At 63.5% G+C, this 24,945-nt stretch carries 22 protein-coding genes; 7 read left to right on the top strand and 15 right to left on the bottom strand.

All coding sequences use genetic code 11. The annotated features are described in order from the left end of the window. The first annotated feature begins 22 nt into the window (after positions 1-22). The 6 genes from B5T_RS19910 (at position 23) to B5T_RS19885 (ending at position 5,982) form a co-directional block, all read left to right on the top strand. Complete coding sequence (locus B5T_RS19910; RefSeq protein ID WP_014996322.1) at positions 23-1,108, top strand: sensor histidine kinase; 1,086 nt, start codon at positions 23-25, stop codon at positions 1,106-1,108. Positions 1,109-1,133: 25 nt separating this feature from the next. Beyond that, positions 1,134-1,877 carry a LytR/AlgR family response regulator transcription factor gene (locus B5T_RS19905; RefSeq protein WP_014996321.1) on the top strand — a complete coding sequence of 248 codons (744 nt, stop codon included), beginning with the start codon at positions 1,134-1,136 and terminating at the stop codon, positions 1,875-1,877. Positions 1,878-1,944: 67 nt separating this feature from the next. After that, a complete protein-coding gene (hemC, locus tag B5T_RS19900; protein ID WP_014996320.1) occupies positions 1,945-2,874 on the top strand; it encodes a hydroxymethylbilane synthase in 930 nt (309 codons plus the stop codon). Beyond that, on the top strand, positions 2,871-3,578 hold the full coding sequence (locus tag B5T_RS19895) for a uroporphyrinogen-III synthase (RefSeq protein WP_041717151.1): 708 nt from the start codon (positions 2,871-2,873) through the stop codon (positions 3,576-3,578). Before hemC ends, B5T_RS19895 begins: the two co-directional genes overlap by 4 nt. Positions 3,579-3,784: 206 nt before the next feature. Next, positions 3,785-4,765 carry a uroporphyrinogen-III C-methyltransferase gene (locus B5T_RS19890; RefSeq protein WP_014996318.1) on the top strand — a complete coding sequence of 327 codons (981 nt, stop codon included), beginning with the start codon at positions 3,785-3,787 and terminating at the stop codon, positions 4,763-4,765. Beyond that, the gene (locus B5T_RS19885) at positions 4,762-5,982 is read left to right on the top strand and encodes a heme biosynthesis protein HemY (protein ID WP_014996317.1); all 1,221 of its coding nucleotides are present in this window, start codon (positions 4,762-4,764) and stop codon (positions 5,980-5,982) included. The genes B5T_RS19890 and B5T_RS19885 overlap by 4 nt, the downstream gene beginning before the upstream one ends. Positions 5,983-6,118: 136 nt before the next feature. Here the strand turns inward: B5T_RS19885 and B5T_RS19880 are convergent, their stop codons facing one another. From B5T_RS19880 to B5T_RS19845, 8 genes are all read right to left on the bottom strand, one after another. Continuing rightward, positions 6,119-6,664: a PqiC family protein gene (locus tag B5T_RS19880; protein WP_051015552.1), complete on the bottom strand. Its 546-nt coding sequence runs from the start codon at positions 6,662-6,664 to the stop codon at positions 6,119-6,121. Beyond that, complete coding sequence (pqiB, locus tag B5T_RS19875; RefSeq protein WP_041717150.1) at positions 6,642-8,282, bottom strand: intermembrane transport protein PqiB; 1,641 nt, start codon at positions 8,280-8,282, stop codon at positions 6,642-6,644. Before pqiB ends, B5T_RS19880 begins: the two co-directional genes overlap by 23 nt. Continuing rightward, the gene (locus B5T_RS19870) at positions 8,251-9,534 is read right to left on the bottom strand and encodes a paraquat-inducible protein A (RefSeq protein WP_014996314.1); all 1,284 of its coding nucleotides are present in this window, start codon (positions 9,532-9,534) and stop codon (positions 8,251-8,253) included. Before B5T_RS19870 ends, pqiB begins: the two co-directional genes overlap by 32 nt. Positions 9,535-9,696: 162 nt before the next feature. Further along, complete coding sequence (locus B5T_RS19865) at positions 9,697-10,692, bottom strand: 2Fe-2S iron-sulfur cluster-binding protein (protein WP_014996313.1); 996 nt, start codon at positions 10,690-10,692, stop codon at positions 9,697-9,699. A gap of 40 nt (positions 10,693-10,732) precedes the next feature. Beyond that, positions 10,733-11,428 carry a class I SAM-dependent methyltransferase gene (locus tag B5T_RS19860; protein ID WP_014996312.1) on the bottom strand — a complete coding sequence of 232 codons (696 nt, stop codon included), beginning with the start codon at positions 11,426-11,428 and terminating at the stop codon, positions 10,733-10,735. Between the two features lie 8 nt (positions 11,429-11,436). Then, on the bottom strand, positions 11,437-11,823 hold the full coding sequence (locus B5T_RS19855) for an MAPEG family protein (RefSeq protein ID WP_014996311.1): 387 nt from the start codon (positions 11,821-11,823) through the stop codon (positions 11,437-11,439). Between the two features lie 127 nt (positions 11,824-11,950). Next, positions 11,951-13,105: an iron-containing alcohol dehydrogenase gene (locus B5T_RS19850; protein ID WP_373287304.1), complete on the bottom strand. Its 1,155-nt coding sequence runs from the start codon at positions 13,103-13,105 to the stop codon at positions 11,951-11,953. A gap of 44 nt (positions 13,106-13,149) precedes the next feature. Continuing rightward, positions 13,150-14,595, bottom strand: coding sequence for an NAD-dependent succinate-semialdehyde dehydrogenase (locus B5T_RS19845; protein WP_014996309.1), 1,446 nt, complete (start codon positions 14,593-14,595; stop codon positions 13,150-13,152). A gap of 158 nt (positions 14,596-14,753) precedes the next feature. Here B5T_RS19845 and B5T_RS19840 point away from each other — a divergent pair, with 158 nt between their 5' ends. Beyond that, complete coding sequence (locus B5T_RS19840; protein WP_167321227.1) at positions 14,754-15,509, top strand: IclR family transcriptional regulator; 756 nt, start codon at positions 14,754-14,756, stop codon at positions 15,507-15,509. A gap of 86 nt (positions 15,510-15,595) precedes the next feature. On the opposite strand, the gene ilvD is transcribed toward B5T_RS19840, so the two are convergent. The 7 genes from ilvD to B5T_RS19805 all read right to left on the bottom strand — a co-directional run bounded on the left by ilvD (position 15,596) and on the right by B5T_RS19805 (position 24,870). After that, positions 15,596-17,443, bottom strand: a complete 1,848-nt coding sequence (gene ilvD, locus B5T_RS19835; protein ID WP_014996307.1) for a dihydroxy-acid dehydratase — start codon at positions 17,441-17,443, stop codon at positions 15,596-15,598. Between the two features lie 124 nt (positions 17,444-17,567). Further along, positions 17,568-18,899: an ATP-dependent protease ATPase subunit HslU gene (hslU, locus tag B5T_RS19830; RefSeq protein ID WP_014996306.1), complete on the bottom strand. Its 1,332-nt coding sequence runs from the start codon at positions 18,897-18,899 to the stop codon at positions 17,568-17,570. After that, the gene (gene hslV / locus B5T_RS19825; RefSeq protein WP_014996305.1) at positions 18,899-19,420 is read right to left on the bottom strand and encodes an ATP-dependent protease subunit HslV; all 522 of its coding nucleotides are present in this window, start codon (positions 19,418-19,420) and stop codon (positions 18,899-18,901) included. The genes hslU and hslV overlap by 1 nt, the downstream gene beginning before the upstream one ends. A 196-nt stretch (positions 19,421-19,616) precedes the next feature. Beyond that, a complete protein-coding gene (locus B5T_RS19820; protein WP_014996304.1) occupies positions 19,617-20,270 on the bottom strand; it encodes an SPOR domain-containing protein in 654 nt (217 codons plus the stop codon). Next, on the bottom strand, positions 20,270-22,024 hold the full coding sequence (gene argS / locus B5T_RS19815) for an arginine--tRNA ligase (protein WP_014996303.1): 1,755 nt from the start codon (positions 22,022-22,024) through the stop codon (positions 20,270-20,272). The genes B5T_RS19820 and argS overlap by 1 nt, the downstream gene beginning before the upstream one ends. A gap of 96 nt (positions 22,025-22,120) precedes the next feature. Beyond that, positions 22,121-23,266 (bottom strand): HlyD family secretion protein, encoded by a 1,146-nt coding sequence (locus B5T_RS19810; protein WP_229682905.1) that lies wholly within the window; start codon positions 23,264-23,266, stop codon positions 22,121-22,123. 14 nt (positions 23,267-23,280) lie between these two features. Next, complete coding sequence (locus tag B5T_RS19805) at positions 23,281-24,870, bottom strand: DHA2 family efflux MFS transporter permease subunit (protein WP_014996301.1); 1,590 nt, start codon at positions 24,868-24,870, stop codon at positions 23,281-23,283. Positions 24,871-24,945: the final 75 nt, after the last annotated feature.

Here is a 24,945-nt window from a genome sequence, read left to right as displayed (position 1 = left end):
CCGGCAGGGTATAACCGCTGGCATGGATACCTCCTCGCAAAATGCTTTCCTGCCCGATCTGTGCTCCGCCCGGGCGGTGCTGGTGGTGGTGGTGGTGGCGGAGCTGATGGCCATCGTGGTGGCGCTGGTGGCCAGTTACTACCAGGCGTTCAGTCTCGGCCGGCTGGCGTTGACCTCGCTGTTCATCCAGTGGGTGGCGCTCAGTTCCGCGGCGCTGATTTGTCTGCTGCGCCGCTGGCTGAATCGCTTGCCTCATTCCTGGGCGGCCCTGGCGGTGGTCGTGGTGGTATCGGCGAACACGCTGGTGTTCAGCGCCGCCGCCAACATGCTCACCGGCTGGCTATCCTGGTCACCGTCGGGCAACACCCTCTGGCACCCGAATATCCTCATCAACGTGCTGATCGCCACCATCCTGGCCGGTCTGGTGATGCGTTACGTCTATGTGCAGGAACAGCTGCGGCGTCAGGGGCAGGCCCAGTTGCAGGCCCGTTTGCAGGCGCTGCAGTCGCGGATCCGGCCGCATTTCCTGTTCAATTCCATGAACATCATCGCCAGTCTGATCAGTATCGACCCGGATGCCGCTGAGCGGGCCGTGGAGGATCTGTCCAAGCTGTTCCGGGCCAGCCTCAAGGACAACGCGGACCCGGTGCCCATGACCGAGGAATTGTCGCTGTGTGAGCGCTATATCAATATCGAGCAACTGCGTCTCGGAGAGCGGCTGCGGGTGAATTGGCGTGTCGATCTGGATCCACGGCTTCAGGAAATGCCGCTGCTGACCCTGCAGCCCTTGTTGGAAAACGCCATTTATCACGGCATTCAACCGCTGCCCGGCGGGGGTGTGATCACCATCAGAGCCCGGTGCCAGGAAGGCCGTATAGTGTTGAGCGTGCGCAACCCGAAACCGGAAGGGGAAGGCCATCACCGCGGCAACCGCATGGCGCTGGAAAATGTGCGCCATCGTCTGGAAGTGCTGCATGGCAATCAGGTGGAGGTGCGCGCCCGCGATCTGAAGCGGCATTATGATGTGGAAATCCGTTTTCCCGCCTGTCCCGGAGCGGAGGCCGGGCAGGGGCGGGAAAACGTGCCGGAAGACATAACGACAGAATGAAGCACGGACAGGAAAAGGGGGACGCATGCGCGTATTGGTCTGTGACGACGAAGCCCTGGCCCGAATGCGACTGAAGCGGCTGGTGGAACGATGCGACATGGAAGTGGTGGCCGAGGCCGGCACCGGACGTGAAGCCTTGGCCAGCGCCAGCCGTTTGCACCCGGATGTGGTGCTGATGGACATCCGCATGCCGGATATGGACGGCCTCGAGGCCAGTGCCCACCTGACCTGCCTGGAACCGGCACCGGCGGTGATCTTCTGTACCGCTTTCGAGGAACACGCGCTGCAAGCCTTCCGGGTCCACGCATTGGATTATCTGCTCAAGCCGGTGAGCGAGGCCGATCTGCGCCAGGCGCTGGAGAAAGTCCGCGCCCTGAATCAGGTGCAACTGGCGGAAGTGCAGCATCGCATGGCCGCCAACCGGCCGCGTCAGCGCCGTCATATCAGCGCCCGCACTTACCGTGGCCTGGAACTGGTGCAGGTGGAGGACGTGCGCTATTTCCAGGCCGATCAGAAATACGTCACCGTCTATCACACCGGCGGATCGGTGGTGATCAACGAACCGCTCAAGGATCTGGAGAAGGAATTCGACGGCCTGTTCGTGCGCACCCACCGCAGCACCCTGGTGGCGCTGCATTACATCGAAGCGCTGGAGCACAGTGGCTCCGACGGCGGCTATGAAGTGCGCCTGCGCGATCTGGATGCGCGCCTGCCGGTCAGTCGCCGCCACCTGTCCGGGCTGCGGCAGGCGCTGCTGAATCGGAATTGACGCCGACCCGGTCCTCTTTCCGGTAGAATGTGCGGCCCACGGTTCCTTACCTGTTCAGGAGAGCTTCATGAGCCGCATTCTGCGCATCGCCACCCGTTCCAGCCCCCTGGCCATCTGGCAGGCCGAGTATGTCCAGCGGCGGCTGGAAGCCCTGCACGAGGGCCTCTCGGTGGAACTGGTGCGGATCAAGACGCAGGGCGACAAGATTCTCGATACGCCGCTGGCCAAGATCGGCGGCAAGGGCCTGTTCGTGAAGGAACTGGAGCAGGCGATGATGGACGGCCGCGCCGACATCGCCGTGCATTCCATGAAGGACGTGCCGATGGAACTCCCGGAAGGCATGGCTTTGCCGGTGATCTGTGAACGGGAGGACCCCCGTGACGCCTTCGTTTCCAACCACCACGATGCCCTGTCCGCCTTGCCGGAAGGCGCCTGTGTCGGCACCTCCAGCCTGCGGCGCCAGGCCCAGGTGCTGGCCAACCGGCCGGATCTGAAGGTCTCCAGTCTGCGCGGCAACGTACAGACCCGGCTCGGCAAGCTGGACAGTGGTGACTTCGACGCCATCATTCTGGCCGCCGCCGGCCTCAAACGGCTGGAGATGCACGATCGTATCCGCTATGAAATGCCGCCGGAAGAGTCCCTGCCGGCGGTGGGCCAGGGCGCGGTGGGTATTGAATGCCGGGCTGGAGATGAGCCGGTGCAGGCTTTGCTGGCACCGCTCAATGACCCGCTTACCTGGGACCGGGTCAGCGCCGAGCGGGCCATGAATCGCCGTCTGGAAGGCGGTTGCCAGGTGCCGATCGCGGGTTTTGCCCTGTTGGAGGGCGATACCCTCTGGCTGCGTGGCCTGGTGGCCAGCGAAAGCGGCGATACCGTGCTGCGGGCCGAGGCCCGGGCGCCTCGTGAACAGGCCGCGGCACTGGGTGTGCGGGTGGCCGAGTCGCTGCTGGAGCAGGGCGCCGAGCGCATTCTGGCGGAGCTGTATCAACGCTCATGAGTACGGTGCTGATCACCCGGCCGCGGGGGCAGGGCGAGACGCTGGCGGCGCTGTTGCGTGATGCCGGCCATGTCCCCGTTCACCAGCCGGCGCTGGCCATCGAGCCGTTGCCACTGTCGGCGGCGGACCGGCGGCGAATCCTGGATCTGGACCTTTACCACGCGGTGTTCTTCGTCAGCGCCAACGCCGCCGAGCTGGCGCTGGAGGCGTTCGCCGATGTCTGGCCGCAATGGCCGGTGGGCGTGCACTGGCTGACGGTGGGCGAGGCCACCGCCCGGGTGCTGTCGGCGGCGGGGATGACGCCGGAATACCCTGGCGCCGGTTTCAACTCCGAAGCGGTGCTGGCGCTGCCCTGTCTGGCGGACGTGGCGGAGCAGCGCATCCTGATTTGCCGCGCGGACAGCGGCCGTGACTGGCTCGCCGCTCGGTTGCGCGAACGCGGTGCCGAGGTCGACATCATTCCCTTCTACCGGCGCTGTGCCGATCCCTCCTTTCACTGGCCCGATACGGCTTCGGTGGTGCTGGTCACCAGTGTCGATGGCTGGCGCGCGATAGCGGCGCGGGTGCCCGCCGCGGCCACGGTGGTGAGCGCCGGGGAACGGGTGGCGCGGGCGGTGCGCGAAGACCACCGGGGGCCGGTGACGGTGGCCGCCAGTGCCCATGATCGGGATATGGTGACGGCGTTGGTCGCCAGCGGCGATTGACGTAAAAAATTGCAACCGTGGCGCAACGGCCGTGATTCAAAGGTTTTCTTCTTTCCGGAGCGGGTTATGCTGTGGCTTGTTGGGCGTTTCGTCGCCCGGCTTTTCAGGCTTGTTCCGGATCGTATCAAAGGAAATGCCGCCATTTTGGCGATCACCGGCGCGGGGCGCCGGGATGACAACACGGGATGACAAAAAAGGGAGCTCCCATGACGCTGTACCGTCCACTTTCGTCCCAGCGGGGCCTGGCTCTATGGCCGTTGATTATTCTGCTGATCGTGATCGCCGCGCTGGCGGGCGCCGGTTGGTGGGGATGGCAGCAGTGGCAGATCCTGGAAGGGCAGCGCAGTGGTCTGGAACAGCAGGTGGCCGGTCTGGAAAAACGGCTGGACCAGCAGGGTGAGGAAAGCCGGAAACAGCGTCAGGCGCTGGCGGCTTTGCGCCATACCCAGGAAGAAACCGAAGCCCGCATGGCGCGGGATCGCGAAAAACTGAATGACATGAGCCAGGGCGGCCAGCGCCTGTGGCTGATCACCGAGGCGGAATCGCTGGCCAGTCTGGCCAGCCAGCGTCTGCTGCTCACCGGCGACGCCGAAGCGGCGCGGCGTTTGCTCAAGGCCGCCGACGAAACCCTGGCCCGTTTGGATGATCCGCAGACACTGCCGGCCCGCCGTGCCCTGGCCGCCGACATGGAAGCGCTCAACGCGGCCCTGCAAATGGACGTCCAGGCTTTGGTGCTGCGGCTCGGCGCTCTGCGCGAGCGGGTCGATGAACTGGCGGTCCCGTTGCGCGAGCGTCCGCAAAACAGCCACGCCGGTGACGACAACGCCAAGCCTTCCTGGTGGCAACAATTCCTTTCCCATCTGCCGGTGAACATTCGCCATCACGATGGCGCCGAGCCGCTGCCGATGACGCTAAGCGAAGCAGCGCTGGTGCGGTTGAGCATCAATACCAGCCTGCAGCAGGCGCAACTGGCGTTGTTGCAGGGGCGCGCGGAGAGTTACGGACAGGCTCTGAATCAGGCCCGGGAAACCATCACACAGTGGTTCCGTGGAGACAATCCGGCCACCCGCCATCTGCTTTCCGCACTGGATGAGCTGGACGAGGAAGCGGTCAGTCAGGCGTTGCCGGATATTGGCGGCGGTCTGGCGGCGATTCGTGAGCTCAAGCGCAAGGAGGGTGACGCATGAAAAAAATCCTCCTGTTGCTGGTTCTGGCACTGATCGCGGCGGCCGCGCTGGGCCGCTGGATGGCGGCGGATTCCGGCTATCTGCTGCTGGTGCGCGGTAATTGGGAAATGGATACCACGTTGGGTTTCGCCGTGCTGGTGACGGTACTGGCGGCGGTGGCACTGGTGGTGGTGACCCTGATTCTCAACGGATTGTGGCAATTGGCGGAACCGGTGCGTGCCACACGCCGGTTCCGTCGTGCGGTGGCCCGTCGCCGTCTGAAGAGCGGCCTGGTGCTGCTGGTGGACGGTGATATCAAAAAGGCGGAACGGCTGCTGAGCGCCGCCGGCCGTGAAGGGGACTGGCCGCTGGCGGCCTGGTTGCTGGCGGCGGAATGCGCCCGCGAGCGCGGCGATGGTGAGGCGCTGGAGCAGTATCTGGGCGAGGCGTCGGCGGATCGCCGGGGGCTGCTGATGAGCGGTCTGATGCGGGCCCGGTTTGCTCTGGACGATGGCCAGCCGGAACAGGCCCGTCATGAACTGGAAGCGCTGCTCAAACAGGCGCCCAACAATCGCCGGATTCTGACGTTGTACGCCGATGTGCTGGACCGGCTGCATGACTGGCCGGCACTGTGCGACCTGATTCCCCGGCTGCGCAAGGTGCTCGACGAGCAGAGTGTGGCGCGCCGCGAGCGCCGGGCCTGGCTGGCGAGGGTGCAGGAAGTAGCGCAGAAGCCCGGGTTCAATGATGCCGAGTCCCGCGCCGCCGAGTTGCGACGGTTGTGGAAATCGGTGCCGGTGGCACTGAAGAACGATCCGGCGATGAAAGCCCGCTACGCCGGCTTCCTGGCGCAGCTGGGCCAGGGCAAAGTGGCTCTGGGCCTGGTGCGCGAGCAACTGGGCAAGGAGTGGGATGACCGTTTGCCCCCGGTGCTGGAGGCCATCGACGATGTGCCGCCGGATGACTTGCTGCAGGTTCTGGAAGGGTGGCTGGCGGAACGGCCCGGTAATGCCGCGGTGTTGATCACCGCCGGGCGGGTGGCGCTGAAAGCGCGCCTGTGGGGCAAGGCGCAGAGCTTCTTCGAGGCCGCGGCCAATTCCAGCCAGAGCGCCACCGCCCTGGCGGAACTGGCGCGGCTGTATCGGGCGCTCGGCGATCACAGCAAAGCGGATCAGGCGCTGGAGCGCCGGGTTTCCCGGCTGGACAGCGCGCTGCCGTCCCTGCCCATGCCGAACTGAACAGGTCCCGGTCAGTCTCCGCGAAGCCGCTGTAGGAGCTTGCCTGCAAGCGAACGGGGCAAAAGATTCGCTTGCAGGCAAGCTCCTACAGCGGCTTCGTAATTCCCTTCATGGGAAGCCGGGCCGTGAATTTCGATTACCGGGCCGCGCCGGTCAAACCGTTCGCGATGCCATCCGCCACCGCGTTCCAGCCGGCATCCAATTGTTCCACCAGGGCCGGATAGCCGTCCCGTGGCAGCGGCCGCCGTTCCAGGAAGTGCGCGCCGGAACGGGTACCCTGATCGCCCAGGAAACGCCACTGCCCCTCGATCACCGCCTCGCCTTCGGCGGTGCCCTGGAAACGGGTGACCAGAACTTCCAGGCGCCCGGGAGCGGCAACTCCGGCCCGGGCCAGCCGCGCCGCCAGTGAACGGGCCAACTGCCGGGGCAGCGGTTCCGCCCATTGATGCTGGCGGGCGGCACGCACTTCCACCGCGCTGGTTTGCATGATCACCCCGGACTGATCCAGGTAACCGGCGGTGTCCAGCCGGATGTCCGGCAGCTCCCCGCGAAGCGCCGATTGCGCCGCGCCCGGCAGTAGATACTGGACCGAGGGACCAGCGGGGTTGCTGGCGCAGGCGGCCAGCAGTGCCACCAGTAACGGCAGAACAAGGACAAGTCTAACGGGCCGCTTTGGGCTCATAATCCGGCTCCGGGTCAGTGCTGAAAATCAGGGCGTTGGGGTGTTCCTTGAGGGTCCGCATCAAGGGCTCGGCGTCGCGCAGTAACTGTTCCATCCGTTGCAAGGTGCCGGACAGCTGCCGATAGGCGTCGGAGCCGGGCTCCAGACCCGCCAGGGTTTTTTCCAGGGCGCTGAGGGTGTCGTTGAGACGCTCCGGCATGCCGGCCACCGCCGGATCCTCAAGCAACTGCCGCAACCGCTCGGCGGTACCGGCGAAGGCCTTGAGCGTGGTTTCCGAGGCCGCCAGATTACGGTCCAGCTTGTCGCCGATCTGTTCCAGCGGCAGGCTGTTGATCTTGTCCATCAACTCGGCCACCTGGCTTTCCAACTGGGCCAGACTGCCCGTGGAACTGGGGAACACCGGCACGTCTTCAAACCGGGCTTGCTCGAACGGCTCGGCATTGCGCTGGAAATTCAGATCCACGAACAGCGCGCCAGTCAGCAGGTTGCCGGATTTGAGCGTGGCGCGCAGGCCATGACCAAACATGCGATCCAGGCGGTCGCGCCATTCGTCCAGATCCGCTTCCCCTTCTTCAAGAATCCGCTGGGGCTCAATGCGAATCAGCACCGGGATGGCGAAACGCGTCAGTGCTTCCGGCTGGTCGGCGGTGAAGTGCCAGGGCACCTGCTCCACCGTCCCCATGCGCACGCCCCGGTATTCCACCGGTGCGCCCCGGCGCAGACCGCGTACCGAATCCTGCACCAGCATCACATATTCCAGGTACTGGTCGAACAGACCACGGCGGGCGGCTTCCTCGTCGGCGTACAGTTCGAATTCACTATCCGGCTCGGCCGGCGCGCCAACGGGCATGTCCTGATCCGGCACGCCGAAGGTGATGCCGCCGCCGATCAACGTTTCGATGGATTGCATGCCCACTTTGAAACCACCGGAGTCCAGTTGCAGCGTGACGCCGGATACGTTCCAGAAGCGCACGCTCTCGGTGACCAGCACGTCGTAGGGCTCCTCGATGAAGATACGGTGGCGAATGATCTTTTCTGCGGCCAGGAATTCGGTGTCCACCACCCGGCCCACGGTGAGGTTGCGGTAAGTGACCGGATCGCCGGTGGCGACGCTGCTGCCGGGATGGGCATTCAGGGTCAGATACAGCCCCTTGGCGCCGGCTTCGGTGATCGGCGGCTTTTCTTCCACCTGGAAGCGGCGTTTTTCCTTCTTGCCGTCGCCGGGTTGCAATTCAATGTAGGCGCCGGAGAGCACCGTGCCGAGGCCGCTGATGCCCTCCCGGCCGATGCGCGGTTTCACCACCCAGAAACGGGTCTTGTCGTTGAGCATGCGGGCGGTGTCCTGCTGCATGCGCACCGTCACCAGGGTATGGCTGAGATCCTCGGACAGCGCCACTTCCTCCACCTGGCCCACCTGTACATTGCGGGTTTTGACCGCTGTCTTGCTGGCCTCGATACCTTCGGCGTCGGTCATTTTCAACACCACGGTGGGCCCCTGGCTGGCCCAGTGGTCGAAAGCCAGCCATAGACCGATCAGCAGGGCGCCCAGCGGGATCAGCCACACTGGCGAGAGTTTCGGGCGCCGTTCAGGCGCGGCGTTCGAGGGCGTCGTAGTCATCCGTTCGTCGCTGTTGTTGGTCCCAGATCAGGCGCGGGTCGAAGCTGTGCGCGGCCAGCATGGTGAGAATCACCACGGCGGCGAACGCCATCCCTCCCGGGCCGGGGTCGATGGACATCAGATTACCCAGGCGCACCAGCGCCACCACGATGGCCACCACGAAAACATCGATCATCGACCAGCGGCCGATCCATTCGGTAAAGCGATACAGCGCCATTTGCGCCGGCATATCCAGGGGTTTCTCGCGGCGGCTGGCCAGACACAACCAGCTCAATGCCAGGATCTTGCCGAACGGCACCACCACGCTGGCGGTGAAGATCACCAGGGCAATGGGCCAGTCACCATGAGCGATGAATTGTAATACTCCGGAGATGATGGTGGCGGGTTGAGTGTTGCCGAGGCTGGTGGTCACCATGATCGGATACAGATGGGCGGGGAAGCAGGCGATGGTGGCCGCCACCAGATAGGCGAGGGTGCGCTGGATGCTGTCCGGGTGCCGTGAATGCAGGCGCGCGGAACAACGGTCGCAGTGTTGGTGTTCGATGGGCTGCAACTGGCTGCATTGCTCGCAGCCCTGGTAATGCTGCAGGCGCGCGGACAATCCCGGACGCAGAGCGGGCGGCGCTTGCGGCGGTCCTTCCAGGCGGGCCCACATCACCAGTGGATTGACCCGTTGCACCACCATCAGCAGGAGCAGGGCGAAACCGGCGAAGGTCCAGAATCCTGGTTTCAGAAACACCTCCGCCATGCCGATGATCTTGACCAGACTGACCAGCGCGGCGATGGCGAACACATCGGCCATCATCCACGGTTTGCAGTAATGCAGGGCGCGGATCAGAGTGCGGGTGCCCGCTAGACGCGGGCGCCGGCCCAGGCTGAATTCGATCCACAATACCGCCAGCAGGTACAGCGCCGGCAGCACCACGATGGTGCCGAACACCAGCAGGCCCAGTTCCGGATGGTGGAAGGCGGCCAGTTTGGTGGCGGCGTCGAGCACGGTCATGCTTTCGCCGATACCGGAGCGTTGGAATTCGATATAGGGAAACGACAGCGCCACGGCCAGCATCACCAGCGCGGCGACGGCCAGGGCCGGGGTCAGATGGCGGTCCTCCGGCGGACGCACCAGCGGGTGGCGGCAGCGCGGACACCGCACCCATTGCCCCTTGTCCGGCGCCGAGACCCGCAGTACCAAGTCACATACCGGGCAGGCGACCAGGGTCTCGGGTTTCGAGGCTGTGTTCGGATCGTCCATAAGAGGTCCGCGCTGACAAACAGTGCCCATTGTGCCGTCTGCCCGAGCCCGGAGCCAGACGGGGGGACGGTCATCGGCGTGCTCCGGCGCCGGATTATTCATTTTTTTGAGATATTGTTTCGGGATAGTGCGCCGCCGGCAGCCCGGCGAGCGCACGGGACGTCAATCGCGGGGCGCGTAATCGAACACGTCGGAATGCATGTTGCTGGCGGGAACCCCTTCTTCCACCAGAGCGTCGTGCACCGCCCACACCATGGCCGGTGAGCCGCCGATGTAGAACAGCGGCTGCTCCGGCTGTTCCAACGCTTCCAGGGCGGCTTCGTGGACCAGCCCCTGGGCGTGCCCGGGTTTGCTGATGTCGGACAGCGCGGTGACCGCATGGAAGTCCGGCAACGCGTCCTGCCATTGGGAGGGCAGGGCGGGCAGGTACAGGTCCTGTTCGGTGCGGGCGCCCCAGAACAGCCGCACCGGGTATTCGAAGCCGACCTGGATCAGGCGTTCGATCATCGCCTTCACCGGCGCGAAACCGGTGGAACCGCAAATGAACCACAGTGGGCGAGGCGGTGGCGTGTCCAGGTAGCGCAGGCCCTGGGGCAGGATCACCGATACCGTGCTGGCGCCGGCCAGGTCCGCCATGATGCGGCGGGCGCCGGGGTTGTCGTGGCCGTGACGGATATGCAGTTCCAGCTCACGGCCGCCGGGGGCGTTGGCGATGGAAAACGGGTACTGCCCGTGGGGCAGGTCGAGAATCAGGTATTGACCGGCATACCAATGGGCTTGCCGGCCGGCGGGCAGTCGCAACCAGATCCGACTGACGTCGTGGTTGAGGGACTCCCGCTGGCGAATTTGGCAACGCAGAGTCTGCTCCGGAATCTCTCCGGGGGCGGTTATATCTGGCACATCGATCTCGCAGTCGCTGATCGGAAAGGCCACGCAGTATAGCACCGCATCGGCGCCGCTTTCTCCCGCGCTCAGCGGGCCGCGAGAGCGGGTCAGGAGTACGCTACCGCGCTCGAGGCGCCCCTCGCAGCGCCGGCAGACGCCGTTGCGGCAGGCGTGAGGGAAACCAAATCCGGCTTCCCGGGCGGCTTCCAGAATGGTCTTCGATTCCGGGCAGTCCAGGGTGTGACGCTGGTTGATGCGTATGCGGTACGGCATGGCATGATGGGGGCGCCCGGCGCCCCGTCGGCTCGGGTGGTCAGCCCACCTTGCGGCCGGTAATGATGCTCTTCACATGTTCCAGGTCGGCCCAGGCGCCTTCGGCGAAGATCTTCTTCACGTCTTCCACCACCGCGGCGTAGCCGTAGCGGGGGTGGGCATCATGCACCGCCACCCGGGCGCCGGGGTTGAGGAACGGTTCGAAGTCCTTGAAGTCCTGGTAGGCCTGCTCGTGGTTGCCGTCGATCCACAGGAAGTCGATTTTCACTTCCGGATTCCAGTTGTGGGCGGCTTCCTGGGAGAAGCCCTCGATCAGCTCGAACATACCGTCGAAGCCGTTGCGCTTGAGGCGCTGTTCCACCAGGGATTTGGTCGGCTTGTTCTCCAGCGGCACACAGTCGTCGGTGAGCTCTTCCTGCTTGTCCAGGTCGGAGTTGAACGGGTCGATGGCGTAGATCTTGCCGCCTTTCTTGCGCAAACCGTTGAGCAGGTAGCTGGTGGACAGACCGCCATAGCAGCCGATTTCCACGATCACGCCGCCGGCGGGGACCTGGCTGGCCCACTCGGTGAGCATGCCGGCCTCGGTGTGGCGGATCATGCCGCCGTAGGCGCGCTTATCGTATTTGCGGCCTTTCAGCAGGCCCACCAGATTGTGGTATAGCGGGCGTGAAAAGCCGCTGACCAGCTTCGGGCCCTTGTCGGACCAGGCTTTTTCCAGAAATTCGTTAACCGACATGAGAATCCTCAGGCACCGGTGCCAATAAAGAGTGCAATGATACAGCCGATGCCGAAAAACCACACCAGGGAACGGGCGCTGGCCCAGTCGGCGATGTAGCAGACACCGTACATGACACGGCTCAAGACAAAGGCGACGGCAATGCCGTCAATGGTGGGTTGCGGCGCGGTCTGCGCCAGATGGGCGATGATCACCGCGGCGGCGAACGCCGGAGCGATTTCGAAACTGTTCTGTTGAGCCCAGTGGGCACGCTTGCGGCCGCCTTCCAGGGTTTCCAGGAACTCCCGCGGATTGTGGTTCTGGCGTAGCCCGAAGCCGCCCTGGAACTTGGCGAAGCCGGTGAAGACGTAGGGCAACAGGATTGCCGCCAGAACGCACCAATAGGCAAGTGTCATCTCAGTCCTCCAATAAGCCTGGCGGACATCATAACGTGGTCGATGGGTTGCTGATACGGCCACGGAGGAAAGCGTGGCTGGCCTTCCAGGCCTTGCAGAAACGCCGTAATAGGTATTCAGAAGCTCCTTAGAACGCTTCCCTGTACAGGGCCAAAGCGTCAGCTTCGGTAACTTCCACCGGGTTGTTCTTGAGGAGTCGGGTTTGCAGCATGGCGTCCTTCGCCAGGGTCGGGAGGCTGTCTTGGGTTACGCCCGTGTCCCGTAGACGTTGGGGGGCCCCGGAACGGTTCATCAGATCCTGCATGAAGGCGACGAAATGGGATGAGCGGGTCTGCACGTTGTCCTCGCAGGGGCCGAGCACCACGTCGGCGAGTTCCGCGTACAACGGCGCGGCGGCTTTCATGTTGAAGCGTAAGACCGGGCCAAGCATCAGGGCATTCGTGAGGCCATGGGAAAGATGAAAATGCCCTCCCAGTGGATAAGCCAGGGCATGAACGGCGGCGACCGGGCTGTTGGCGAACGCCTGGCCGGCCAGATTGGCACCGAGCAACATGGCTTCCCTGGCCTGACGATTGTCGCCATCCTGGCAAGCGCAGAGCAAATGAGTGGTCAGCAGGCGAAGCGCCTCCCGGGCCAGTGCATCGGATAGCGGATTTTTCTTTTCCACCGATGTATAGGATTCAATCGCATGCACCATGGCATCGATGCCCGTGGCGGCGGTTTGCAAGGGCGGCAAACCGCGGGAAAGTTCCGCGTCGAGCAACACCTTGTCAGCATAGAGTTGCTCGGCCACCACGCCCATCTTGGTGGTTTCCCCGGTGGTCAGAATGGTGATGTTGGTGGCCTCGGAACCGGTGCCGGCGGTGGTGGGTGCCTGGACCAGAGGGACACGCTTGCCGCGCACCTGGTCGATGCCATAGAGCTCGCTCAAGGGCTGATCGCTATTGAGCATCACCGCCACCAGTTTGGCGATATCCATGGAGGAGCCACCGCCCAGGCCCAGCACGATATCGGCTCTGGCTCGCTGGGCGTTTTCCACGCAACCGAGCAGCACGGACTCCGGCGGGTCGGCGACCACGTCGTCGAATACCGAGACGTTAAAGCCGGCGTTGTGCAGGGAGGCCTTGACCGGATCAACGAGACCGTTTTCGTGAAGGAATTTGTCGGTCACGATCAAAACGTTGCGTTCGCTGAACCAGCCTTGCATAAGTTCACCGAGGCGAGCGGCGCCGCCCCATTCCATATGCAGGGAACCCGGGGTGTTGAAAACAAAAGGTTTGATACCATCGGTCATGCTGAATCTCTCCTTGGTGTGCCTGGGCTTGCCTACAGCTCGCTACAGATGTATTTCAATTCGAGGTATTCGGTGATGCCGTGGTGGGAACCCTCACGGCCAAGGCCTGATTGCTTGACACCGCCGAAGGGGGCCATCTCGTTGGAAATCAGGCCGGTGTTATGGCCGACCATGCCGTATTCCAACTGCTCGCTGACTCGGGCGACACGTCGATAATCATTGGTGTAGAAATAGGCGGCGAGGCCAAAGATGGTATCGTTGGCCATGGCGATGGCCGTTTCCTCGCGGTCGAAGGAAAAGATCGGAGCAAGCGCGCCGAAGGTCTCTTCCCGGGCCACTTTCATTTGCGCGGTAACGCCAGTGACAACGGTGGGCTCGAAGAACTGGCCGCCCAGGCGTTTGCCACCGCAGACCAGTTGACCGCCCTGTGCCAGAGCGTCGTTGATGTGATCTTCCACCTTATCCAGCGCCTTGGGCTCGATCATCGGGCCAATATCGGTGCCTGGTTCAAGGCCGTCCCCGACCTTCAGTGCCTTCACCTTGGCGGCCAGTTTCTCGACGAAGGCGTCGTGCACACCTTCCTGAACCAGAATTCGGTTGGCGCAGACACAGGTTTGGCCGGCATTGCGGAATTTGGAAGCCATGGCACCTTCCACCGCTTTGTCCAGGTCAGCGTCGTCAAAGACGATGAAGGGCGCGTTACCGCCCAGCTCCAATGACAGCTTCTTGATGGTGTCGGCGCATTGCGCCATCAGCAGGCGACCCACTTCGGTGGAGCCGGTGAAGGACAGCTTGCGAACCGTCTCGCTGTCGGTGAGCTGCTTGCCGATCTGGCTCGCCGATCCGGTGACGATTTGCAGCACGCCCGCTGGCAGGCCGGCGCGACAGGCCAGCTCTCCGAGCGCCAGTGCCGAAAACGGCGTCAGTTCCGCCGGGCGGAGAATCATGGAACACCCCGCCGCCAGGGCCGGGGCGGCTTTGCGGGTGATCATGGCGGCCGGGAAGTTCCAGGGGGTAATGGCGGCGGTGACGCCCACGGGTTGACGCAGTACGGTAAGTCGCTGGTTGGCGTTCGGCGCCGGGATAGTTTCGCCGTAAACACGCTTGGCTTCTTCGGCATACCACTCGATGAAGGAGGCGGCGTAGGCGATCTCACCTTTGGCTTCGGCCAATGGCTTGCCCTGTTCCAGGGTCATGATCAAAGCCAGGTCGTCCTGGTTTTCCAGCATAAGCTCGAACCAGCGGCGTAATACGATGGCGCGCTCCTTGGCGGAGCGGGCAGCCCACAGGCGTTGGGCTTTCGCCGAGACGTCGATCACCGTTGGAATTTCAGTGGCGTCCAGGTTGGGCACGCTGCCGATAAGGGCGCCATTGGCGGGATTGAAAACGTTCGAGGTTCGTCCTGAAGCTGCCGCCTGCCAGGAGCCATCAATCAGGCAAAGGGTTTTCAGCAGTGAAGGGTCTTTGAGTTTTGACAAAACGGCTCTCCAGTGTAAACTGATGCCGTTCAATATATGGAACGACATTCGATATTTGGGATGAACATTAGGCCAATGGACGAGTGGATGTCAATGAGTGGATGTCAATGAAGAGAATGAAGAGATAGAGGGCCAGGGCGATGAATGGAACTGAGGAAATGTCCGGAAAGACATCGAAACGGCGGGTGCCTGCTATCGATCGGGCTGTTCGGATTCTGGATTTCGTTGCCGCGTCCGGTCGTGTCCCGGGGGTGTCTGAACTGGCCCGCACGCTGCAATTACCGAAAAGCTCCGTGCACGGTATATGTGAAACCCTGGTCGAGCTGGGGCTGCTTCAGTCCTCCACGGACGGCTTCGAACCTGGTGGCCGTTCGTTGCTGTGGAGCTCGGCCTTTCTCGACCGGATGGACATCGTCAGGGAGTTCGAGAACCTGCTTTCCCAAGATCGCCGGCTCGACGATTTTACCGTCACGCTTTCCACCATGGCGGACGGTGACGTTGTCTATCTGGCTTGCCGTAATGCCACCAAACCTCTGGGATTTACTTTTCAGATTGGCATGCGCCTGCCGGCCATCTATACCGCTACCGGCAAGGCGATGTTGGCGGCCATGCCGAAGGCGGCACGCCAACGCATCGTGACGGAGTACTGGGCGGCGCCTCTTACCGACAATGCGGTGAAAGATGCCAGCAGCTTCGAGGAGGAAGCGGTGCGCTGGCGGGGCCTGGGCTATGCTCTGGATAGAGGGGAAATAAGAGAAGGCATGGTCTGCCTGGGCGCCGCGATCATGGATATTCAGGGCCAGCCCGCGGCCGGTATTGCCATTTCCATGACCAGTGCGGAGGCCAAAAAAGACAAGATCAAGCGGTATGGCGCCATTATCTCCGAACTGGCCGCCAAACTGGTCTGTCGATGAGCCCGGTGCAGGTTTGAGCAACGCTCTCAAGCCTGCACCGGCAGTTGATTATTTCGCCAACCGGGAAGGGTTCGGTTGGTAGTCGGTTACTCCCCGATCTGGCTGAGATCGCGCACCGCGCCGCGGTCGGCGCTGGTGGCCAGGGCGGCATAAGCCTTGAGCGCGGTGGAGACGCTGCGCTGGCGGATTTCCTTGGGCTTCCAGGCCAGCTTGCCGCGTTTTTCCATGCGCTCACGCCGCTGGGCCAGTTCGCCATCGTCGATGGCCAGGTGGATGCGGCGATCGGGAATGTCGATCTCGATGGTGTCGCCTTCCTCGACCAGACCGATGGCGCCGCCTTCCGCCGCTTCCGGGGAAGCATGGCCGATGGACAGGCCGGAGGTGCCGCCGGAGAAGCGGCCGTCGGTGAGCAGCGCGCAGCTCTTGCCCAGGCCCTTGGATTTCAGATAGCTGGTGGGGTAGAGCATTTCCTGCATGCCGGGCCCGCCTTTCGGGCCCTCATAGCGGATCACCACCACGTCGCCGGCGACGATCTGATTAGCGAGGATGGCGCGCACCGCGGAATCCTGGGATTCGAACACGCGGGCACGGCCGGTAAAGGTGAGAATGGACTCGTCGACGCCGGCGGTTTTGACGATACAGCCGCGCTCGGCGATGTTGCCGTACAGCACCGCCAGACCGCCGTCCTTGCTGTAGGCGTGCTCGTAGTCACGGATACAGCCGTTGGCGCGATCGACATCGAGGCTCTCCCAGCGGGTATCCTGGCTAAAGGCGGTCTGGGTGGGGATGCCGGCCGGGCCGGCGCTGTACATTTTCTTCACCGCGTCGTCGCCGGTGCGCGTCACGTCGTACTTCTCCAACGCTTCCGCCACCGTGGCGGAATGCACCATGGGCAGATCCCGGTGCAGCAGGCCGGCGCGGTCCAGTTCGCCGAGGATAGCCATGACGCCGCCGGCGCGGTGCACGTCTTCCATATGGTATTTCTGGGTCGCCGGCGCCACCTTGGACAGGCACGGCACCTTGCGGCTGAGGCGGTCGATGTCTTCCATGGTGAAGTTCACTTCACCTTCCTGGGCGGCGGCCAGCAAGTGCAGCACGGTGTTGGTGGATCCGCCCATGGCGATGTCCAGGCTCATGGCGTTCTCGAACGCCCGATGGGAGGCGATATTACGCGGCAGCACGCTGTCCATGTCCTGCTCGTAGTAGAGCCGGGCCAGATCGACGATACGGCGGCCCGCTTCCAGGAACAGTTCGCGGCGGTCGGCGTGGGTCGCCAGCAGTGAGCCGTTGCCCGGCAGCGACAGGCCCAGGGCCTCGGTCAGGCAGTTCATGGAATTGGCGGTGAACATGCCGGAACAGGAGCCGCAGGTGGGGCAGGCGGAGCGCTCCACCTCATTGACGGTTTCGTCGTCGACGCTGTCGTCGGCGGCCATCACCATGGCGTCCACCAGATCCAGTTTGTGCTCCGACAGTTTGGTTTTGCCCGCTTCCATGGGCCCGCCGGAGACAAAAATCACCGGGATATTCAGCCGCATGGCGGCCATCAGCATACCGGGGGTGATCTTGTCACAGTTGGAGATGCAGACCATGGCGTCGGCGCAGTGGGCGTTGACCATGTACTCCACCGAGTCGGCGATGATGTCGCGGCTGGGCAGCGAATAAAGCATGCCGTCGTGGCCCATGGCGATGCCGTCGTCCACCGCGATGGTGTTGAATTCCTTGGCGATGCCGCCCGCTCTTTCCACTTCCTCGGCCACCAGCTGGCCCAGATCCTTCAGGTGCACGTGCCCGGGCACGAACTGGGTGAAGGAGTTGGCGATGGCGATGATCGGCTTGCCGAAATCACCGTCTTTCATGCCGGTGGCGCGCCACAGGGCGCGGGCCCCGGCCATGTTGCGGCCGTGGGTGGTGGTGCGGGAGCGGTACTCGGGCATGCTGACCTCGCGTCATCGTGAAAACCGGGGGCGGCTATTGTATAGCCAAGGCGTGAGGGATGCGAAATAACGGCGATGACGGGTTCGACATCCGCCGCGAAGACGGATGTCGAAGGAGGGCGGCTTAGAGGATGTAGCGGCTCAGATCCTCGTTGTCCGCCAACTCGCCCAGGTAGCGATTGACCGCTTCGGCGTCCAGGCTCAGCGGTGTGTCGTGGTACTGGGTGGCGAGGTCGTCGGCGTCGTAGCTGATTTCCTCCAGCAGTTTCTCCAGCACCGTGTGCAGCCGGCGGGCACCGATGTTCTCGGTCTTCTCGTTCACCTGCCAAGCCACTTCGGCGATGCGGCGGATGCAGTCCTCGGTGAACTCGACTTTGAGGCCTTCGGTGGCCAGCAGCGCCTTGTATTGCTCGGTGAGCGAACAGCGCGGCTCGGTGAGGATGCGCTCGAAATCTTCCGGAGTGAGCGCGCTCAGTTCCACGCGGATCGGCAGACGACCCTGCAGTTCCGGGATCAGATCACTGGGCTTGGCCAGGTGGAAGGCGCCGGAAGCGATGAACAGGATGTGGTCGGTGCGTACCATGCCGTACTTGGTGCTCACCGTGCTGCCTTCGATCAGCGGCAGCAGATCCCGCTGCACCCCTTCGCGGGACACGTCGGTGCCGCCGGTTTCGGAGCGCTTGGCGACCTTGTCGATTTCATCGAGGAAGACGATGCCGTTGTTTTCCACCGCGTCGATGGCTTCCACTTTCAGCTCGTCCTCGTTGATGAAGCGGGCCGCTTCCTCGTCACGCAGCAGGCGCAGGGCGTCGCGCACTTTCAGTTTGCGGTGGCGTTTCTTCTGGCCGCCCATGCGCGAGAACATCTGCTGCAGCTGACTGGTCATTTCCTCCATGCCCGGCGGTGCCATGATTTCCACGCCGGCCGGGTTGGCGCTGACCTCGACATCGATCTCGCGGTCGTCCAATTCTCCTTCCCGCAGCTTCTTGCGGAAAACCTGCCGGGTAGTGGAGTCGGTGGCACTGGTCTCTTCGCCGCGGGCGGCGGGCAGCAGGGCGTCGAGAATGCGTTCCTCGGCGGCGTCATCGGCTTTGGAGCCGACTCGCTCGATGGCTTTTTCGCGCAGCATCTTGACCGCCATTTCCACCAGGTCGCGGATGATTGATTCCACGTCCCGGCCGACGTAGCCCACTTCGGTGAATTTGGTGGCTTCCACTTTCAGGAAAGGGGCGTCGGCCAGTTTGGCCAAGCGGCGGGCAATCTCGGTTTTACCAACCCCGGTGGGGCCGATCATGAGGATGTTCTTGGGGGCGACTTCGGCACGCATTTCCGCCGGCAGCTGCATGCGACGCCAGCGGTTGCGCAGGGCCAGGGCCACCGCTTTCTTGGCCTCTTCCTGGCCAACAATGTGCCGATTCAGTTCGGATACGATTTCTCTCGGTGTCAGGGAAGCCACTATGTCAGCTCCTCGAAGGCGTGATTCTGGTTGGTGTAAATACAGATGTCGCCGGCGATCTTCAGGCTTTTTTCAACGATGTCGCGGGCGCTCAGGTCGGTGTTTTCCAGCAGTGCCGTGGCGGCGGATTGGGCGAAGGGGCCGCCGGAGCCGATGGCGATCAGTCCCTGTTCCGGTTCCACCACGTCGCCATTGCCGGTGATGATCAGGGAGTTGTCCTTGTCGGCTACCGCCAGCAGCGCTTCCAGGCGGCGCAGGGCGCGGTCGGTACGCCAGTCCTTGGCCAGTTCCACGGCGGCCCGGACCAGATGGCCCTGGTGTTTTTCCAATTGCGCCTCGAAACGCTCAAACAGAGTGAAGGCGTCCGCGGTGCCGCCGGCGAAACCGGCGATCACCTTGCCGTGGTAAAGGCGGCGTACTTTGCGGGCGTTGCCTTTCATAACGGTGTTTCCCAGGCTTACCTGGCCGTCGCCGCCGATCACCACATTGGTGCCGCGTCGAACGGATACGATAGTGGTCACGCGTCTATCTCCTTATTCGTGTTCCGGGGGATATGCGGGTGGAGGGCGGGATTTCAATGGCGAAATCGCTGGCACGCCATGCTTGCCAGCCCCGCGGCCAGATGGAAAGGCCGGATTGCCCGGGAATCAGGGCTGAGCCAACAGAGGCCGGTCCGCTTAGCGTGTTTGCGTGCCGGCGTGTTGCGTGTGTAAGCGATTACTTTTTCACCTGGATCGGCAGGGTTTCCACGCCGTTGGAGGCCAGTTGGTCCTGGGCCTTGTGCAAGGTGTTGACGCTGTTGTAAGGGCCGATCATGACCCGGTGCCAGGTGTCGCCGTTTTCCAGCTTTACCGGTTGCAGGCGCACTTCATAGCCCTTGAGGATCAGCTCGGCGCGGCGGCGGTCGGCGTCGCTGGCGTTGCGGAAACTACCGGCCTGAAGCATATAGATCTTGCCGTCGCCGGCATCGGCGGTGGTGCCGCCGTTCGTGCTGGTGTCGGGTTTGGCGGCGGTGGCTGGTTTGGCATCGCGGTCGGAGGTGGCCGGTTTTTTCGCCGGTGCCGGTTTCTCGTCCTTGGATTTGGGCACGATCACTTCCATCTTCGGCAGCACCGCGTAGAAGTCGAAGGTCGGCTCGTCGCCACTGGCCTTGGGTTTGCCGTCGTTTTTGCCCTTGCCCTGGCCGGACTGTTCCGGGGCTTTCACCAGGGTGGCGGTGCCCGCTTCTTTCTGTACCTGGGCCAGATGCACCAGGAACGCCAGGAACAGACCGGCCACCACGCCGGTGAACAACCAGACCCAGCCCGGGACCTGACGCTTTTTGCTGTTCTTGCGAGGGCTGCGGCTGGCGCCGCGGGTGTTCTTTGCCATTACATACGCTCCAGCGGCGTCAGTCCAAGCAGTCGCAGGCCCTCGGACAGGGTGCGGGCGGTCAGGGCGGCCAGCTTCAGGCGGCTGGCGCGCAGGGCGTCGTCATCGCCGGACAGGATCGGGCAGTGCTCGTAGAAGCTGGAGAACAGCCCGGCCACGTCGTAGAGGTAGGCGCACAACAGATGGGGCTGGCCCTTGTCCGCCACCGACTGCACGGCCTCGCCGAACTGTACCAGACGGGCCGCCAGGGCCTGCTCCGCTTCCTCGCGCAACAGCAATTCGCCATCCACCTGATTCAGCGACAGGCCGGCCTTGCGGAACACACTGACCACCCGGGTGTAGGCGTACAGCAGATAGGGCGCGGTGTTGCCATCGAAGCTCAGCATCAGATCGAAATTGAACACGTAGTCGCTGGTGCGGTTCTTGCTCAGATCCGAGTATTTCACCGCGCCGATACCAACGGCGTGGGCGATGGCGCGCAACTCGTCCTGATCCAGCTCCGGATTCTTCTCGCTGACCAGTTGGTAGGCCCGCTGCTCCGCTTCGTCGAGCAGGTCGATCAGTTTCACGGTGCCGCCGTCGCGGGTTTTGAACGGCTTGCCATCGGGGCCGTTCATGGTGCCGAAGCCCATGTGGGCCAGATCCACCCCGGCGCCGACAAAACCGGCCTCGCGGGCCACCGCGAACATTTGCTGGAAGTGCAGGGCCTGACGCTGATCAACGAAATACAGGATGCGATCAGCCTGCAACTGGTTGGCGCGGTAACGCAGGGCCGCCAGATCGGTGGTGGCATAGAGGTAGCCGCCGTCCGCCTTGCGCACGATCACCGGCAGGGTGTCACCGTCCTTGTTGCGGAACTCGTCCAGGAACACACACAGGGCGCCCTGGTCCTCGGTGAGCAGGCCGGCGGCGTCCAGGTCCGCCACGACTTTTGGCAGGTCATCGTTATAGGTGCTTTCACCGCGCACGTCGGTGGCGGTGAGGCTGACGCCCAGACGCTCATAGACGGCGTAACAATGGCTCAGGGAAACCTGGTTGAACTCGTTCCACAATTTCAGACAGTACTCGTCACCGGACTGCAGCTTCACCACCAAAGCACGGGCACGATCGGCGAATTCCGGGGACTCATCGAAACGCAGCTTGGCGGCGCGGTAGAAGGTTTCCAGATTGGCCAGTTCGCGGCTCAGTTCGGTATCGCCTTCCTCGGCTTTCTGTTCCTCCAGATACGCCAGCAGCATGCCGAACTGGGTGCCCCAGTCGCCCACGTGGTTTTGCCGGATCACCTTGTGGCCGAGAAACTCCAGCGAGCGCACCACGGCATCGCCGATAATGGTGGAACGCAGATGGCCGACGTGCATTTCCTTGGCCAGGTTGGGGCCGGAATAGTCCACCACCACGGTTTGTGGCTGCTGTGGACGGGGGACCGCCAGATGCTCGTCGGCCAGGGCCGCTTCCAGCTGCGAGGCGAGCCAGTTGTCGGATTGAAAAAAATTGATAAAACCGGGGCCGGCGATCTCGGTTTTCGCCAGGGCCGGGTCTTCCGGCAGGGCGTCCACCAGGGCCTGGGCCAGATCACGGGGCTTCACACCGGCGGGTTTCGCCAGCATCAACGCGATGTTGGTGGCGAAGTCGCCGTGGCTTTTATCCTTGGTACGCTCGATCTGCACCGGCCGGCGCGCTTCCGCGGGCAGCACGCCGTTGGCGGTCAGGGTATCCAGGGCGCTGTCGATCAGCGCGATCAGACGGTCTTTCATGGTTTCTCAAGACGGGTTCGATTGGGCGGCGATTGTACGTGAATCCGGATCGAATTGCCGCCCCCCGGAAGGCGCGCCGGAGGTCCGAGCCGGTCCTCAATTCCCCCTCACATCGATATCCACTTCCACCATCATCCCCGGACCGATCAGATCCAGTGGGCCATCCTCCAGGCGGATGCGCACTGGCAGGCGCTGGGTGATCTTGGTGAAATTGCCGGAAGGGTTGGGATCCGGCAACAGCGCGAACTGGCTGGTGGCGGCGCGGCCGATGACCTGCACCGAGCCACTGAAAGACTCCTCCGGATAGGCATCAACGGTGATTTTCACCGGCTGGTCAAGGCGCAGCTCGGCCACATCGGTTTCCTTGATGTTGGCCGCCACCCACAGGTCCTCCGGATCGTGCATCATCAGAATCGGTTGCCCCGGTGACACGTACTCGCCCTCATCGATCAGGGTCTTGTTGACCACACCGTTGATCGGGCTGCGTACGGTGAGATCCTCCAGGCGCAGTTCCTGCTGCGCCAGTCGTGCCTTGGCCTCTTCCAGTTGTTGCCGGGCGATTCCAACCTGGGCTTTCATCACCGTCGGCGGCGGCAGAGGCACTTGCACGCCATTGAGAAAACCGACGTGGGCGTTGTCGGCCTGCGCCTGACCGACCGCCACCTCTTCCCGCGAGCGTTGATATTCCGCCTGGGCGGCCTGATAGGTGTAGTAGTCCTGATCCCGTTGTTGCTGTGAAACGGCGCCGCGTTGGTGCAGGGCGTCGGAACGTTCAAAATCCTTGCGGGCCTGAGTCAGCCGTGCCTGGGCTGCTCTTTCCGCCGCTTTGACCGATTGCAGTTGCTGGCTGGTGATGTGCAGACCGCCCTCGAATTGCTGTTGGCCGAGGTCCAGTCGGGCCTGTTCGTAGTCGAGTCTGGCCTGCATCGCGGCGACGTTGGCCTGCAGGGTCTTCAGTTGCTGTTGATCCGGTTCGCTGTACAGACGAGCCACCACGTCGCCCTTTTGCAACCGGTCTCCCTCGGTGAGGGTGAACTCCGGGACCCAGCCGGGCAGCCGGCTGCTGACGGTGACCTGGCTGGACATCACCCGGGCGTCCTGGGCGCTGACGTGGGTGAGCCGATGATGGATGGCGAAGGCCATCCAGATCAGGCACGCCACCACCAGAGCCACCAGCGCGGCGAGCTTCAGCCGCCGCGAGGGACGGTGCAGATAGCGGGAACGGGACGAGCTGTCGGTCATGGTGTCGTCATCCTTCATCGTATAGCCGGGTTGTTGGCGGGGGCATCGGTCACGGGGCGGGGCCGGTTATGCAGGCGGCTCAACAGCGCCGAGGGAATCGCCACCAGCACCAGGCTGGCCACCAGAATCCAGAACCCGTCCTGGTAAGCGAAAATCGATGCCCAGATGGTTTCCAGCCGCCCCATTAAATGCCCGGCCATGGCCTGTAGCTGGGTGTCCGGTACCCCCAGCCGGCCGGCCAGTTCGGCCAGTTGACTCAGTTGCTGCTGGGCGGTGGTGTTGCCGGCATGCACGCCGGCGTTGAGTTGCTGGCCATGCTGTACGGTGCGGCGTTCCAGCATGATCACCAGGCCGGCGGTGCCGAGCGCGCCGCCGAGCTGCATGGCGAAGTTGATGGCACCGGAGCCGTGGCCGGTAAGGCGGGGCTCCAGCGCGGCGATGGCCTTGGATAGGGTGGGTGGTGGGAACGCCGCCATGCCCACGGAGAGAATCGCCATGGTGGTGGCGAGGTAGGCGAAGGAGGTATCCCAGTCCATCAAGGCCATGTGCCAGACCGCGAACAGAGCGCAGGCCAGCCCGGGCAGCGTCAGCCAATGAGCCGGATAGCGGTCACTGAGGCGGCCCACCAGCGGCACCAGAATCGCCAGCACTAGGGTGGAAGGCAGGAATATTTTGCCGGCACTGACCGGACTGTAATGCAGAACGGTCTGCACGAATTGGGGCAGCAGATACATGATGCCGTAGAAAGTGCCGCCGAACAGGAACATGGCGGAGGTTCCGGTAACGAACACGCGGTTGCGGAAGATGGCCAGATCCAGCAACGGGTGGCGGCAGCACTTCTGCCAAAGGAAAAAAGCGGTGCCCAGCAGGACGCCGGTGACAATCAGTATGGGCACCCGGGGATCATCCCAGCCCCAGCGCTGACCATTGGACAGTGCCGCCAGCAGGGAGAAAACGGCGGCGAAGGAGATCACCACGCCGGCCCAGTCAAACGGTGAACGCGGTCCTTTACCTTCGCGAGGCGGTAAAAAGAAGTAGCCCATCACCACCGCGGCGACACAGATCGGCAGGGTGATGAAGAAGACGTAACGCCAGGTGAAATTCTCCACCAGCCAGCCGCCGATCACCGTGGCCAGGGTCAGCGGCAGCCCCAGACACATGCCGTACATGGCGGTGGCCATGCCACGGCCTTCCGGCGGATAGGCGGCGAACAGCGCTTCCATGGCCACCGGCCGGATCAGTCCGGTCATCGCGCCCTGAATGACCCGGGCCGCCACCAGCGCCGCCATGCCCTCGCCCAGACCGCCGAGTAGGGAGGCGGCGATGAACACCAGCAACAACCCCATGAAGGTGGCGCGCTGGCCCACCGCCGAAACCAGCCAGGGGGCCACCAGCAGGGATACGGTGGTGGAAGCCAGAAAACCAGTGGACAGCCATTGCACCTGGCTGTCGCTCATGCCGAAGGCGCCCTTTATATAAGGAATGGCGACGTTGACGATGGTGATCGACATGCCCAGCGCCACCAGACCGAGCATGACGGTGAGCGTTACCCACAGACGGTAACGCGGGCCGTAGCGCTGGAACAGAATGTCCACCTGACTCATGCATGCTCCTGACGGGGGACCCGAAGCACCCGGGCGGGGTGCGCGGGAAGCCGCCAGTTTAGTCAAGTGAGGTGA

The organism is Alloalcanivorax dieselolei B5 (assembly GCF_000300005.1).
Lineage (GTDB): Bacteria > Pseudomonadota > Gammaproteobacteria > Pseudomonadales > Alcanivoracaceae > Alloalcanivorax > Alloalcanivorax dieselolei.
The sequence above is the reverse complement of the archived record's forward strand: the minus strand, read 5'-3'. Positions and strand labels throughout refer to the sequence as shown.

Excerpts from the sequence above, each read along its gene's own strand:
- B5T_RS19910 (WP_014996322.1), top strand. The coding sequence starts at position 23 with ATGGATACCTCCTCGCAAAATGCTTTCCTGCCCGATCTGTGCTCCGCC.
- B5T_RS19905 (WP_014996321.1), top strand. The coding sequence starts at position 1,134 with ATGCGCGTATTGGTCTGTGACGACGAAGCCCTGGCCCGAATGCGACTG.
- hemC (WP_014996320.1), top strand. The coding sequence starts at position 1,945 with ATGAGCCGCATTCTGCGCATCGCCACCCGTTCCAGCCCCCTGGCCATC.
- B5T_RS19895 (WP_041717151.1), top strand. The coding sequence starts at position 2,871 with ATGAGTACGGTGCTGATCACCCGGCCGCGGGGGCAGGGCGAGACGCTG.
- B5T_RS19890 (WP_014996318.1), top strand. The coding sequence starts at position 3,785 with ATGACGCTGTACCGTCCACTTTCGTCCCAGCGGGGCCTGGCTCTATGG.
- B5T_RS19885 (WP_014996317.1), top strand. The coding sequence starts at position 4,762 with ATGAAAAAAATCCTCCTGTTGCTGGTTCTGGCACTGATCGCGGCGGCC.
- B5T_RS19880 (WP_051015552.1), bottom strand. The coding sequence starts at position 6,664 with ATGAGCCCAAAGCGGCCCGTTAGACTTGTCCTTGTTCTGCCGTTACTG.
- pqiB (WP_041717150.1), bottom strand. The coding sequence starts at position 8,282 with ATGACTACGACGCCCTCGAACGCCGCGCCTGAACGGCGCCCGAAACTC.
- B5T_RS19870 (WP_014996314.1), bottom strand. The coding sequence starts at position 9,534 with ATGGACGATCCGAACACAGCCTCGAAACCCGAGACCCTGGTCGCCTGC.
- B5T_RS19865 (WP_014996313.1), bottom strand. The coding sequence starts at position 10,692 with ATGCCGTACCGCATACGCATCAACCAGCGTCACACCCTGGACTGCCCG.
- B5T_RS19860 (WP_014996312.1), bottom strand. The coding sequence starts at position 11,428 with ATGTCGGTTAACGAATTTCTGGAAAAAGCCTGGTCCGACAAGGGCCCG.
- B5T_RS19855 (WP_014996311.1), bottom strand. The coding sequence starts at position 11,823 with ATGACACTTGCCTATTGGTGCGTTCTGGCGGCAATCCTGTTGCCCTAC.
- B5T_RS19840 (WP_167321227.1), top strand. The coding sequence starts at position 14,754 with ATGTCCGGAAAGACATCGAAACGGCGGGTGCCTGCTATCGATCGGGCT.
- ilvD (WP_014996307.1), bottom strand. The coding sequence starts at position 17,443 with ATGCCCGAGTACCGCTCCCGCACCACCACCCACGGCCGCAACATGGCC.
- B5T_RS19820 (WP_014996304.1), bottom strand. The coding sequence starts at position 20,270 with ATGGCAAAGAACACCCGCGGCGCCAGCCGCAGCCCTCGCAAGAACAGC.
- argS (WP_014996303.1), bottom strand. The coding sequence starts at position 22,024 with ATGAAAGACCGTCTGATCGCGCTGATCGACAGCGCCCTGGATACCCTG.
- B5T_RS19810 (WP_229682905.1), bottom strand. The coding sequence starts at position 23,266 with ATGACCGACAGCTCGTCCCGTTCCCGCTATCTGCACCGTCCCTCGCGG.
- B5T_RS19805 (WP_014996301.1), bottom strand. The coding sequence starts at position 24,870 with ATGAGTCAGGTGGACATTCTGTTCCAGCGCTACGGCCCGCGTTACCGT.